Here is a 12,761-nt window from a genome sequence, read left to right on the forward strand (position 1 = left end):
TCTTCATTCACATAGAGGCTGTCGCTGGCATCGTCGACCTGGCACCAGCCGCTCTGCGGCGGCAGGCTCAGCGCCCGCACCCGGCGCGCCTCGCTCAACGGGCGACCGTGCTCGGCCACCAGCCATTGCTCGCCGATGCCCTCCTCGCCCAGCAGGAACAGGAAGTCGTTGCGTGCACTGTCGCGGTACAGGCACAGCCCTTCGATGGCAAAGCGCGTTTTGGGCAGATACAGCGCAGCGCCCCATTGCTCGCCCTGCAGGCGCGCCAGCAGCGCTTGCTGGCGCTGCTTGTCGAGGGTGGCCACCAGCAGGCCGCGCTCATCGACACGATGGTCGAGGGTCTCGAAACGCCCCGCCAGCTCGCTCAGCAACTGGCCGTCATGGGCGATCACCTGCACGCCGCTGGCCCCCACCTGGAGTCGCTCGGCAGTGCTCAGCAACGGCAGCGGCGCGAGCCACTGCGCGTGTTCGGCGGCGATCAGCGTGCGGCTGATGTCGAGCGTCGCCGGTACGCCGGCCGGTAGCGGGACGTTGTGCTGACAGGCGGCCAGGGCGATGCACAGCCCCAGCAGGGACAAGGAAGTAATACGCATGGATAAGGTCTGTCCTGGGTCGTCAGAAGTGCGTCAGCGTCAGGCCGAGCTTGTAGGTTGGGCCGTACTCTTCGTACTGGGCGTTGTAGCGGCGGTTGCCGGTGTACACGTAGTAGCTTTCGTCGGTGAGGTTCTGCGCCTCGAAGGTCAACTGCAGCTCGGGGGTGATGAAGTAGCCCGCCTTGAAATCGACGAACAGCTGGTCATCCACAGTCAGGTCGTGGCGCTTGTCCTCGATGGAGCCGATCTCGTAGAGGTAGCTGGATTTGTAGTTGGCGGCCACGCGCACGTTGAAACGGTCGTTCTCCCAGCCGAGCATGAGGTTGCCCACGGTGTCGGACTGGTTGGGCATGGCGATCGAGCGCTTGGCGCCCTGCCCTTCGATGTTCGCGTCAGACTGGCTCAGGGTCAGGTTGGCCCCCAGCAACACGCCGTCCCAGGGGGCCGGCAGCCAGTCGAACTTCTGCGAATAGGCCAGTTCGAGCCCGTATAGCTTGGCGCTGCTGCCGTTTTCATAGCTCAGCGCTTCGTCGAAACCGAGCCAGGCCCCACTGCCGGACAGGTCGGTGTTGTAAACGAAGTTGTCGATATCCTTGTAGAACAGGAAGCCCGATACCACGCCGGCGCGGCCCATGTAGTGCTCGATGCCGAGGTCGAAGTTCGACGATTCCAGCGGTTTGAGGTTCGGGTTGCCGAACGAGGCGTCGTCGCCATCGATGACAAAGCCCGGCGCCAGCTGGCCGAAGGTCGGGCGTACCACGGTGTTGGTCCAGGCCGCACGCAGCGCCGTGGACGGCGTCAGTTGATAGCGGGCGTGCAGCCCCGGCAGCCAATGGTCGTAGCGGTTGTTGCTGTGCGTGCGTTCATAGCTGCCGTCACGCAGGCCAGTGCCCTTGGCTTCGAACTCGGTGCCCTCGTAGCGCAGGCCGGCGATCAGGCGCCAGTCGCCCAGGTCCAGGGTGTTCATCAGGTAGGCGGCATTGATGTCTTCGCGCATGTCGAAGTCATTGATGCGCGACTCTTGCTCGTTGTAGAACGCGGCGCGGTCCAGCCCGCCGATCAGGCCCTTGATCGCGCCAGCGCTGATGCCATTGCCGAAATTGCCCAGCGAGTAATCGACGTTGCTGCCCTGGTAGTTGCCCAGGGTGACATTGTCGAAGTCGTCATAGGTCCACACCTCGGTGTCGCTGGTCTTGTTGCGCCGGCTCAGCTTACCGCCGAACTTGACCTGCGAGGCATTGCCGCTGAGCTCGTAGTCGCGGGCCAGGTCCAGGCGAATGTTCTTTTCCTGGTCCTTGCCGCTGACCTTTTCCACCTCCACCTCATCCAGCACGAAGGAGGCCGGGTCATAGAACGCGCTGGCGACGCTGACATGGGGTTTGCGCGAGCCATCGAAGCCGGCGTCGCTGAAGTCACCCACGAACTTGGCACCGGCGATGCCGCCCGGATCTTTCTCGGTAGACTGGCTGTAGCCCGCCTGGGCATTGATCGTCCACAGGTCGAACAGGCGCTCGCCGCCGATCACGTAGGACTGGATTTCCTGGGTGTCCTGGCGCGACTTGAGGGCGCGCCAGCCTTCAGCGTCGCCGCGTTCACCGGAGGCCTGGGCATCGGCAAACTCGACGCCGGCCGCGTTGCGCGTCTCGGTGTCCTTGAACTTGCTGTACAGGGTGCGCAGGTAGTAGCTGGAGTAGTCGTCGGGCTGGTAGTCGAAGTTCAGCCCCAGGCCGGTACGTTCGCGGGTGATCTGGTAATCACGCTGCTCGACTTCTTCCAGCCGGGCAGCGTCGTCGAAGTCCCAGGCGCCGCCGGTCTCGACGTTCTCCGAGCCGAACTTGCGCTTCTGCCAACTGAACGCTGCAGCCACACCGAAGTTGTCGATGCCGTCACCCAGGCTGAAGCGGTTACTCAGCGCACCGGAGAACTTGGGGCTGTCCTTGCTCACGTTGGTGTCGTGACTGGCCTCGCCAGACAGGGTGTAGAACAGCCCGTCGTGGTCGAAGGCCGAGAGGCTCTCGACCTCGATGGTGCCGCCCAGGGAGTTGGCGTCCATGTCCGGGGTCAGGCTCTTGACCACCGACAGCGACTGCACCAGCTCTGCCGGCAACACGTCCAGCGCTACGGCGCGGCGCGCGCCTTCGGGGGACGGCACCAGGGTGCCGTTGATGGTCACGCTGTTGAGGTCCGGCGCCAGGCCGCGCACGCTGACGAAGCGGCCTTCGCCCTGGTCGCGCTCCACCGACAGGCCCGGCACGCGCTGCAACGCCTCGGCGGCATTGTCGTCGGGCAACTGGCCGACGCCATCGGCGTGCACCACGCTCTTGATGGTGTCGGCGCTCTTCTGCTCACGCAGCGCCTTGTCGATGCTGGCAGCCTGGCCGATGACCTCGACGCGCTCGATCGTCTCTTCCTCTGCCCAGGCCGGCGCAGCGGCTATGGCGATAGCCAGCAAGCTGACCCTGAACCCGGCGTTACTTCGTTGACGAAAAGGCATTGCCACCTTCGATTCCCCCGTTCCGATGCCCCTGGTGATCCCAGGAATGGCTGCGGACGTTAGAAATGATTTGTGGCATTTGCGTGACGCCCCTTGCACGAACGCGGCTGCAGCGCTGATTTACACCGGTTTTCGCAGCGTATTGAGCTCAAATGACCCCATCCGGCGCAAACCTGCCAGCCCAGCAGCCCGCCGCTGCACCGGCGCAGGCACACCAGGCTGAAGCCGGCCTGAAAAAAAAACGCCCGTGGGCGCATTTGCCCTGAGCCGAATCGACCCCCCGCCCGGTAACCGAACCGTCATGTGGCTTTGTTTCCGTGACGCCCCATCACGCCGTAACGGCTTACGAGGAACCGCCAATGCATCGCCCCCTGCTGCTTGCCACCTTCATCGCCAGCACCCTGCTGCTGCCCGTCGTCCACGCCAGCGACACGCCGCTGCCGCGCTCGGTCGGGCAACCGTATGCCGCCACCCGCCTGGCCGACCGTATCGTGCTGAGCCCCGGGGCGAATGCCACGACGCAGATGGCGGTGAGCTACCGCACCGACCTGCAGCAAGCCGAGGCGCTGCTGGAGTTCGGCCCGGCCCTGGCCGGCCCACACGTGACGGCCACCGCGCAGCAACAGCGCGGGCAGACGCGGCGCCTGGACAGCGACAACGGCCCGGCCAACTTCCATCAGGTGCGCCTGGAGCAACTGCAGCCCGACACCCCGTACGTGTACCGGGTCAAGGGCACTGCCGGCTGGAGCGAGTGGCATCAGTTCCACACGGCAAAGCAGGCGTTCGCACCGTTTACCTTCCTGTACCTGGGCGACACCCAGAACGGCATTCTGTCGGTGGCCTCGCGCACCATTCGCCAGGCCTTGCGCAGTGTTGCGCGGCCGGCGCTGGTGGTGCATGCCGGCGACCTGGTGGCCTCGCGCGACGAGCTGGCGCACGATGACGAATGGGGCGAATGGAACCAGGCCGGCGGCTGGGCCTATGCCGCCATCGCGCAACTGACGGCGGCCGGCAACCACGAGTACCTCGACACCACGCTGCCCGATGGCAGCGAAAGCCGCCGCCTCGGCCCGCACTTCCCCGCCCAGTTCGCGCTGCCGCGCAACGGCGCCGAAGGGGTGCCCGACACCAGCTACATCAGCGACTACCAGGGCGTGCGCTTCGTGGTACTGGACGGCACCTCGGCACTGGACCTGGGCACCCTCGACAGCCAGACCCGCTGGCTGGAAAACGCGCTGAAAAGCAGCCGTGCGCGCTGGAACATCGTGGTCATGCACCAGCCGATCTACACCTGCGCCCGCCCGCAAGATACCGAAGCGCTGAAAGCCGCCTGGAAGCCGTTGCTCGACCGCTACAAGGTTGACCTGGTGCTGCAGGGGCATGACCACTGCTACAGCCGCCTGACTCATGCCCAGGGCCGCGACGCCCGGCGCAAGGCGCAGCGCGCGCACCAGCCGATCGGCCCGGTGTACATGGTGTCGGTGACCGGCGCAAAAATGTACGGGGTGAATGAGCGTGCCCGCACCCAGCCCGATCGCAGCGCCGAAGATACCCAGCTGTTCCAGACCATTGCAGTCGAACGGGACCGCTTGAGCGTGCGCACCTACACCGCCGACGACCGCCTGTACGACGCCTTCGATATCCAGCGCGACGCCAAGGGCAACAAATTCCTCCACGAGCCGGCGCTGCGCCGTGTGCCAGAGCGCTTCTGCAACCAGGCCAGCGGCCCGGACGGCCTGCCCTGCACTGCGCGCAGCAAGTGACTGTCATGTGGCTGAGACATTCGGCGCGCACACTCGACGGCCTGCGGGCTGTCTGTCTACCTGGAGTGACCATGAACCCACTGCTCAAGCTGCACGGCATGACCCTGGCGGGCCTGGTACTGGCCGCCAACGGCGGCCTGCTGGTGTACCTTGCCGCCGGCCATATCAAGCTCTGGGCCGAGATCAACTGGATGGATGTGGTGGGTGAAGGCGGCACCTGCCTGATCCTCTGCGGCTGGCTGGTCATGTTGCTGCGTGGCCGACCGGCCGGCCGGGTCACTCGCCTGTTGTCGCTGGGGCTGTGCTGCACCGCGTTTTCGATGTGGATGGACGTGCTGGACGAGTTCATTCGCCTGCCCGCCGATGCGCTCTGGGACAACTGGCTGGAGACCGCACCGATGCCGGTGGGCATGCTGCTGCTGACGTTCGGCATGTATCACCTGCAGCAGGAGCAGCGCGCCATCAGTGCACAGATGCGCAAGCGCGAGCAGTTGCTGCGCGACCATCGCCTGTTCGACAAGCTCATCCCCCTGGCCGGCGCCCAGTACCTGCGTCAGCATTTGCAGCAAGCCTTGCAGCAGGCCGAAAACGAGCGCCAGCCATTGTCGCTGATTGCCATCGACCTGGACGATTTCAGCCTGATCAACCAACGCCATGGGCAGGAAGAAGGCGACCAGGTGCTGCAGGTGGTGGCGCAACTGATGCTGTTCAACCTGCGCCAGCAGGACATGCTGTGTCGCCTGGCCGGCGACCGCTTCGTCGCGGTGCTGCCCAATACCGGCGAGCAGCAGGCGCGGAGCATGGCCGCCGAGCTGCAGCACAGCATTGCCCACCTCGCCTACCGCAGCCTGCGCCACGGCGAGCGCCTGCACTTGAGTGCGACCACTGCGGTGGTCATGGCGCTGGGCGAGGACCCAGGGCACTTGCTCAAGCGCCTCAACCTGGCCCTGGCCCACGCCAAGCCACAACGGGCGCGCAGCGCATGAACGCCGGCTACGACTGCGACCACCGCTTCATCGCCGCGCACCATCTGCCGGCCGTGCTGATCGACCTGGCGCGCTCGCGCGGCATCGACAGCCACCACCTGTTGCGTGGCTGCGAACTGTTCTACGAGGACATTCTTACCGGCCGCGCCGTGATCAGCCCCAACCAGTTCCTGCGCCTGATCGGCAACGCCAGGCGCCTGCTCGATGCGCCAGACACCAGCTTCCTGTTCGGCCAGCGCCTGTGGCCCGGGCACTACGGCGCCAGCAGCCACCTGCTGGAACAGGCCGATCACCTCTACCATGCGCTGGAGCACATCAGCCGCTACCGCGCCCTGCTGTCGCCATTGCTGACCCCGGTTCTGCACCTGGACGAGCGTTACCTGCACCTGTACTGGCGCGACAGTTGCGGGGCCGCCGACCTGATGCCCTTCCTGCTCGAAGCGAGCATGACCGCCGTGAGTGCATTGGCGCGCCGCCAGCAACACGAGCGGCTACCCTGGCGCTTCCAGTTCGCCTATCGCGAACCCAGCCACGTCGAGCAGTACTGGGTGCACCTGGGGGATGCGCTGAGCTTCGACCGCCCCTCGACGGTGATGAGCCTGCCGCGCGAGTACCTGCTGCGCTCATGGTCCGACGCCGGCGCAACCGCGGCACTGGTTGCCCGCCAGGCCTGCGACGAACAACTTGAGGCCTGGCACTGGCACGCGAGTTTTCTCGACGAACTGCACGCCTACCTGAACCGGCATCTGCGCCAGCCCCTCAGCCTGGAGCGCGTGGCTGGCGCCTTCGACACCAGCCCCGCGTCGTTCAAGCGCAAGCTCTGCAAGCACGGCACGCACTTTCAGGAGCAGCTCGACCGGGCCCGGCGCGACCACGCGCTTTACCTGTTCCAGGTCAAGGGCTATGGCAATGACGAGGTTGCGATGCACCTGGGGTTCAACGACACCACCAACTTCCGGCGCTCGTTCAAGCGCTGGACCGGGCGCGTGCCCAGTGAACTGGGCGCTCTGCTGGGGGCATGAGCGCTCAGCCGGCGTGCCGCGCGTGGAGGTCTGCGATGAGCCGATCAATCCCGCCCATCAGAAAGCGGCACGCCGCTTCATCGACCAGGCGACCGTCGCGGATCTTGCCCGCCACGCTGGCGATGACGATCTGCGGGTACACCACTTGCGCGGCCTGCATCGCCCACAGCGTTTCATTGAGCTGCTGGTGCGCCCGCACCCCGCCGGTAAAGGCCGGCGATGCGGTGAAGGTCAGCACGGCGCGCCCGCTCAGCGCCGACTGGCCATGGGGGCGGGACAACCAGTCGAGGGCGTTCTTGAGCACCCCCGACATGCCGTGGTTGTACTCTGGCGAGCCGATCAGCACCCCATCGGCACGGGCTACTGCCTCACGCAGGGCCAGCACCTCGCGCGGCGCGTTGGCGCCGTCGCAGTCCTCGTTGTAGGGCGGTATGCATTCAAGGCCATGAACCTGCAGGCAGATGTTGGCTGGCAGGCACTCGGCGAGCGTGCGCAACACTGCGGTGTGCGACGATTGCGCGCGCAGGCTGCCCGACAGGCCGAGCAGGTTGAGGGTCGTGCGCAGCCCGCTTGCGCCCCTGCCGTCCCGGTTCATCGGGCCAGGCCCTGCATGAACACGGCGGCCTTGGCTACGCTGCCGGAGGTGTTGCGCCAGGCGTGCCGGGTAGCGTTCTGGATCACCACATCGCCGGCGCGCAGCAGACGTTGCTGGCCGTCATCCAGTTCCAACCACAACTCGCCTTCGAGGATCACCACGTAGTCCACCGTTGGCGTGCGGTGCATGGCCGGGTCTTGTGCCTCGAAACATGCCATCAGGCCGGGCATCGCCGCGCTCATCTCGCGCAGCGCACGGGCCGGGTCCAGCGGCGCTGCCATGACGGCATCGGGTGCCAGGCTGATCATCAACAGGCTCGCTCCACCGGGCAGCGGAATCAGCGAGCCGTTGTCCAGGGTACGGTCATTGGCGGCGCCCAGGCCGGCGGGCGTGTGGTTGCACCAGAGCTGGGCGATGCCATAGCCCGGCATATCGATGAAGTGGGTGGCGCGGGGCGCAGGGGCATCACTGACAAACACCGAGCGGCCTTGCGCATCGTGACCGGTTACAACTCTGCGTACATGCATCGTGCGTCCTCTTGGCAAGCGGTGGCGCACCGGGGGCACCGGCCCCCGGTAGCGGGTCAGGGGCGAATGACGAAGTTGCCAAAGCCGCCATGGCGGTTTTCGATGCCGCTGATGGCCTGGTTGACGTCCTCCAGGGCAAACACGCTGTGCTCGTAGAACGACAGGTCCAGCACACCTGACTCGACCATGTCAGCCATTGCCTGGCCTTGAGCGGTGGTAAACCAGGCCGAGCCGCTGATCTGGATGTCGTTGTCCATGATCCAGTGCAGGTCGATCGGCACGTCGCCGGCGATCGCGCCGATGTTGACCAGGTGGCCGCCGCGATGCACCGACTTGAGCGCCTGGATCAGGCTTTCGTGGGGGGCGCCCGGGCCCAGTGCGTCGATAGCCGCATCCACCCCTTCGCCCTGGGTGATGTCATGCACCCATTGCTGGGTAGGCACGGTGCCAAGCGCATGGATTTCAATGCGCCCCGGGCGGCCAGGTCTTTGACTTTCTGAAACAGGTCCTGGTTGCGGGCGGTGCCAAGAATCTTGCGCGCGCCCATCGCCAGGGCCAGGGCCACGGCGCCCAGGCCGAGGGTACCGCTGATGCCGTTGATCAGCACGGTAGAGCCGGGCCCCACGTTGGCCCGTAGCAACGCCTTGTAGGCCGTGCCAAGGTAACCGAGGCGCGCGGCGGTTTCGAAAGCGAGGTTGTCGGGCAGTTTCACCAGGCTGTACTGCGGCGCCGGAATGTACTCGCACAAGCCACCGTAGGGATAGTCTTCGAACATGCGCGGGCTTTTGGGGGTAAAGCCGAAATAGCCGTTGAAGGTGTAGGCGCTGCAAGCGATGCTATTGCCGGCACGGCACGCCCGGCATGAGCCACAGTGCCGGCCAGGGTTCACATAGACCCGGTCACCCACCTTGAAGTCATACACCTGCTCACCCACCGCCTCCACCACACCCGCGGGTCCAGGCCGAACACCGCCGGCAGCTTGGGTAGCGGATTGTGCGGAAACCAGTGGACCCAGTTGGTCAGAATATTGTGCAGGTTGGGCACGATGCCACAGGCCTTGACCTTCACCAGCACTTCGGTGGGGCGGATCTGCGGGACAGGCAGTTGCTCGATGACCATGGGTTTGCCACCTTCGTAGAGGCGAGCGGCACGCATCGTTTTTGCAGTCATGATGTTCTCCAACACATATTGTTTTTGTTGTAGTACTGAAACCGTGGAGCACGCGGTGCATCTTCAGCCTTAGCGCAAACCGTCCTCGCCCTTGACCTGGGCCGCACTCAAGCCGCCGATGCGCGCATGAATGCGCCCGCCTGTGGCCATGGCCAGGCCGAAGGCGATCTCGTTGCGCCGTGGCCCGTCCCACACAGTCATCTCGGCCACACCGAAGTGGCTGCGTACATAGGCGGCCTGAGTGTGTCCCAAAGGGATCATCACCCGGGAACCAAGCCCGGCGATGCTCTTGGCGGCCGGCACGATGGCCTTCGGGTTGCCCAGCGCCTCACGCATGGCCCAGCCGCCGGCTTCGTGCCACAACGCCCCGTGCTCAAGCTCGCCATCCTCTCCCACGATGGCGCCTTTGCCATAGGCCTGTACGCGCTCGGGCCCACCCAGAGCGGTGATCAGACGCTGCGACAGTTCACTGCCCAAGGCCCGCAGTTGGTGCATGAAGGGCAGTAGATCGTCGACATGCCGGCCCGCGTAGGGGTTCTCCACTACCGCCAGCGCCACGGCCACCAGCAGGGGCTGGGCAACCACCGCGCCACCCTCGTGGTGCACTTCTTCCACATCCAGTTTGATTTTTCGGATCTTCACCAACGACATGCTCGATCTCCGACAAAGGTGCGCCTGTAAGAAGTTGCAGGGCGGGCTTCCATAATATGCATTTTGTAATGTATGGTGCAAGAAGTTACATTTTATGCACAAAAAAAGGAAAGACGACCGATGAAACTGATCTCCTATCGACACCACCAGCAGGCGCATTTCGGCGCCGTGGCAGGCGAGCACGTGATAGAGCTGACAGCGCAGTTCAGGGGTATCAATGACCTGGCGACGCTGCTGGCCGACGAGCAACTGCTCAAGCAGGCCCGCGCCCACGTGGCCAGCGCCGCGCCGGACTATCCGTTGAGCAGCGTGCAACTTGAGCCGGTGATTCCGGCACCAGGCAAGATCATCTGTGTGGGCATCAACTATGTGGCCCATGCCGAAGAGGCCGGGCGCAAGGTGGGGCAGCATCCCGTGATTTTCCAGCGTTTTGCCGAGACCCTGCTGGCCCATGGTGAACCGCTGCTGCGCCCGCGTGTTTCCCAGGAGTTCGACTTCGAGGCGGAACTGGCCGTGGTGATCGGCAAGGGCGGCGCGCACATTGCGCCCGAAGACGCCATGGACCACGTCGCCGGCTATACCTGTTTCAACGACGCCAGCGTGCGCGACTGGCAGTTTCACACCCACCAGTACGGCATGGGCAAGACCTTTCGCAGTACCGGCGCCCTTGGCCCCTGGCTGGTGACCGCCGACGAGATCGCGGACTATCGCCAATTGCAGGTTCACGGCATTCTCAACGGTGAACAGATGCAGGAAGGCACCCTTGCGGAACTTGCGTTCGACATTCCCACGCTGATTGCCTACGTGTCCAAGGCGCTGACCTGGAACCCTGGCGATATCCTGGCCACCGGCACTCCCAGCGGCATCGGGTTCAAACGTACCCCGCCGGTGTTCCTGCGCCCAGGCGATGTATTTGAGGTGGTCATTTCGCAGATCGGCACCCTGTCCAATCCGGTGGCAGACGAAGCCTGAAGCACCTTCGCGCCGACAACTACAAGAAGAGGGCATTGCATGAACACCTTACCGCGCATCAACTTCACCCACACCGGAACCTTCTGCGCCGACCTGGACAACATGGTCGACTTCTATTGCCGCAAGCTGGGCTTCATCGTCAGTGACAAAGGGGTCGCCTCCACCGGCCATCGCCTGTTCTTCATGACGCAGAACCCCGAGGTGCATCACCAGTTGGTACTGTTCGACGGCAAGCCGGTGGACCTGCCGTTCAACCCGATCAACCAACTGTCGTTCCTGCTCGATTCACTTGAAGACCTGCAGCGCTACTACGCTTTCGCCAAGGCCAACGGCATCGGCCCGCTCGATCAGGTCGACCACGGCAATGCCTGGTCCCTGTACTTCAAGGACCCCGAAGGCAACCCGATCGAGATGTATGTCGACGCCCCCTGGTACACCAGCCAGCCCTGTCGCGAGCCGCTGGACCTGGAGCAGGACAGCGAGCAGATCAAGGCCCAGACCCTTGCCATGTGCCAACGCCGCCCGGGCTTCCAGACCCGCGAGCAGTGGATGGAATCGATTGCGCAACGCATCGCCGAACAGCGCGTGCGCGGCTAGCCAACCGGTTGCGGCCTGCCAGAGCAGGTCGCTGCAGTCAGGCCTGAACGCCTGAGAACAAGAGGCAGAACACAATGGTTTACGATCTGATCATCGTCGGCATGGGCCCGGTGGGCGCCACGGCGGCCAACCTTGCCGGCCTGTGGGGCTTGAACGCGCTGGCCCTGGACAAAGCCGAAGACATCCATGCAAACCCGCGAGCCATGGGCCTTGACCATGAGGTCATGCGCACCTTCGACAATATCGGCCTGGCCGAAACGATCGCCAGCCACGTCATGCCCTACCGGGCATCGCACTACCTGAGTGCCGGCGCGCGGCTGATCAAGCGCATCGACGCGGCGAAGCCGCCCTACCTGTTGGGCTGGTCGCCCAACTACGTGTTTTCGCAGCCCCCCGTGGAACGTGCCCTGCGCACGCGCCTGGGCGACTTCGACACGGTCACGGTGCACCTGGGCTGCGAAGTACTGGGTATCGAGCAGGACGGGCCACTGAGCACAGTGCACGTTCGCGACCGCCAGGGTAACGAGCAGGCCCACAGTACCCATTACGTACTGGCTTGTGACGGCGGCAGCAGTGCGATCCGCATGCGCCTGGAACTGCCGATGGACGACCTGGCCTTCGATGAACCCTGGCTGGTGGTTGACGTGATGCTCAAGGAAGGTGCTGGCGCCGAGTTGCCCACTACCAACATTCAGTATTGCGAGATCGAGCGCCCCTGCACCTTTGTGGTCGGGCCGGGCCGGCACAGGCGCTGGGAGTTCATGATCAATGACGATGAGTCTGCGCTAAAGATCGCCACGCCCGAGTCGATCCAGCGCCTGATTTCACGCTGGCTGCCGGCTGAGGCCTATGACATCTGGCGCGCTTCCAGCTACCGCTTCCACGCGCTGATCCTGCAGCAGTGGCGCCACCAGCAGACCTTCTTCCTCGGTGATGCCGCGCACATGACCCCGCCCTTTCTCGCGCAAGGCATGTGCCAGGGTATTCGCGATGCAATGAACCTGATCTGGAAGCTTGCGCTGGTGCGCCGAGAACTGGCACAACCGTCCCTGCTCGACACCTATCAGCGTGAACGCGCCCCACACGTACGGCGCACCACCGAGGTGGCCAAGACATTCGGCCAGACCATCTGCGAACGTGACGCAGGGCGTGCCGCCGAGCGCGACAAGCGCCTGGAGCAGCAGTTGCAGGCCCGTCCTGACGGCATCATGACCCGGCAATCGCTGATTCCGGGCCTGAACAGCGGCTTTATCGATACGTCTGCGGGCGCCGGTGAACTGTTCCCCCAGCCGCTGGTGCGCAACCACACCGGCAGCATCGCGCTACTGGACCGTTTCACCGGGCAGAGCCTGCGCCTGGTGCTGGCGCCGACGTAGCTGATGCGGAACTGC

General features: G+C 64.8%; 10 protein-coding genes and 2 pseudogenes. 6 read left to right on the top strand and 6 right to left on the bottom strand.

All coding sequences use genetic code 11. The annotated features are described in order from the left end of the window. Both G3436_RS08065 and G3436_RS08070 read right to left on the bottom strand, forming a co-directional pair. Positions 1-593 (bottom strand): annotated as a pseudogene (locus G3436_RS08065) (phytase); the annotation flags it as partial. Positions 594-615: 22 nt separating this feature from the next. After that, complete coding sequence (locus G3436_RS08070; RefSeq protein WP_163943362.1) at positions 616-3,087, bottom strand: TonB-dependent receptor; 2,472 nt, start codon at positions 3,085-3,087, stop codon at positions 616-618. 359 nt (positions 3,088-3,446) lie between these two features. Here G3436_RS08070 and G3436_RS08075 point away from each other — a divergent pair, with 359 nt between their 5' ends. From G3436_RS08075 to G3436_RS08085, 3 genes are all read left to right on the top strand, one after another. Beyond that, a complete protein-coding gene (locus G3436_RS08075; RefSeq protein ID WP_178116368.1) occupies positions 3,447-4,850 on the top strand; it encodes a purple acid phosphatase family protein in 1,404 nt (467 codons plus the stop codon). 71 nt (positions 4,851-4,921) lie between these two features. Further along, positions 4,922-5,836 (top strand): GGDEF domain-containing protein, encoded by a 915-nt coding sequence (locus G3436_RS08080; protein ID WP_163943365.1) that lies wholly within the window; start codon positions 4,922-4,924, stop codon positions 5,834-5,836. After that, the gene (locus tag G3436_RS08085) at positions 5,833-6,858 is read left to right on the top strand and encodes an AraC family transcriptional regulator (protein ID WP_163943368.1); all 1,026 of its coding nucleotides are present in this window, start codon (positions 5,833-5,835) and stop codon (positions 6,856-6,858) included. Before G3436_RS08080 ends, G3436_RS08085 begins: the two co-directional genes overlap by 4 nt. 4 nt (positions 6,859-6,862) lie before the next feature. On the opposite strand, the gene G3436_RS08090 is transcribed toward G3436_RS08085, so the two are convergent. The 4 genes and pseudogenes from G3436_RS08090 to G3436_RS08105 form a co-directional block, all read right to left on the bottom strand. Continuing rightward, positions 6,863-7,453: an NADPH-dependent FMN reductase gene (locus G3436_RS08090; RefSeq protein ID WP_178116369.1), complete on the bottom strand. Its 591-nt coding sequence runs from the start codon at positions 7,451-7,453 to the stop codon at positions 6,863-6,865. Then, positions 7,450-7,980, bottom strand: a complete 531-nt coding sequence (locus tag G3436_RS08095; RefSeq protein WP_163943371.1) for a cupin domain-containing protein — start codon at positions 7,978-7,980, stop codon at positions 7,450-7,452. The genes G3436_RS08090 and G3436_RS08095 overlap by 4 nt, the downstream gene beginning before the upstream one ends. Before the next feature lie 56 nt (positions 7,981-8,036). Continuing rightward, a pseudogene (locus G3436_RS08100) lies at positions 8,037-9,150 on the bottom strand (alcohol dehydrogenase catalytic domain-containing protein). Between the two features lie 69 nt (positions 9,151-9,219). Then, positions 9,220-9,801 carry an amino acid synthesis family protein gene (locus G3436_RS08105; RefSeq protein ID WP_163943374.1) on the bottom strand — a complete coding sequence of 194 codons (582 nt, stop codon included), beginning with the start codon at positions 9,799-9,801 and terminating at the stop codon, positions 9,220-9,222. Between the two features lie 120 nt (positions 9,802-9,921). On the opposite strand from G3436_RS08105, the gene G3436_RS08110 reads away from it, so the two are divergent. From G3436_RS08110 to G3436_RS08120, 3 genes are all read left to right on the top strand, one after another. Then, a complete protein-coding gene (locus tag G3436_RS08110; protein ID WP_163943378.1) occupies positions 9,922-10,773 on the top strand; it encodes a fumarylacetoacetate hydrolase family protein in 852 nt (283 codons plus the stop codon). A 39-nt stretch (positions 10,774-10,812) separates the two neighbouring features. Beyond that, the gene (locus G3436_RS08115; RefSeq protein ID WP_163943381.1) at positions 10,813-11,370 is read left to right on the top strand and encodes a VOC family protein; all 558 of its coding nucleotides are present in this window, start codon (positions 10,813-10,815) and stop codon (positions 11,368-11,370) included. A gap of 74 nt (positions 11,371-11,444) precedes the next feature. Then, on the top strand, positions 11,445-12,746 hold the full coding sequence (locus G3436_RS08120; protein ID WP_243667055.1) for a bifunctional 3-(3-hydroxy-phenyl)propionate/3-hydroxycinnamic acid hydroxylase: 1,302 nt from the start codon (positions 11,445-11,447) through the stop codon (positions 12,744-12,746). The last annotated feature ends 15 nt before the right edge of the window (positions 12,747-12,761 follow it).

Source organism: Pseudomonas brassicae (assembly GCF_010671725.1).
Taxonomy (GTDB): domain Bacteria; phylum Pseudomonadota; class Gammaproteobacteria; order Pseudomonadales; family Pseudomonadaceae; genus Aquipseudomonas; species Aquipseudomonas brassicae.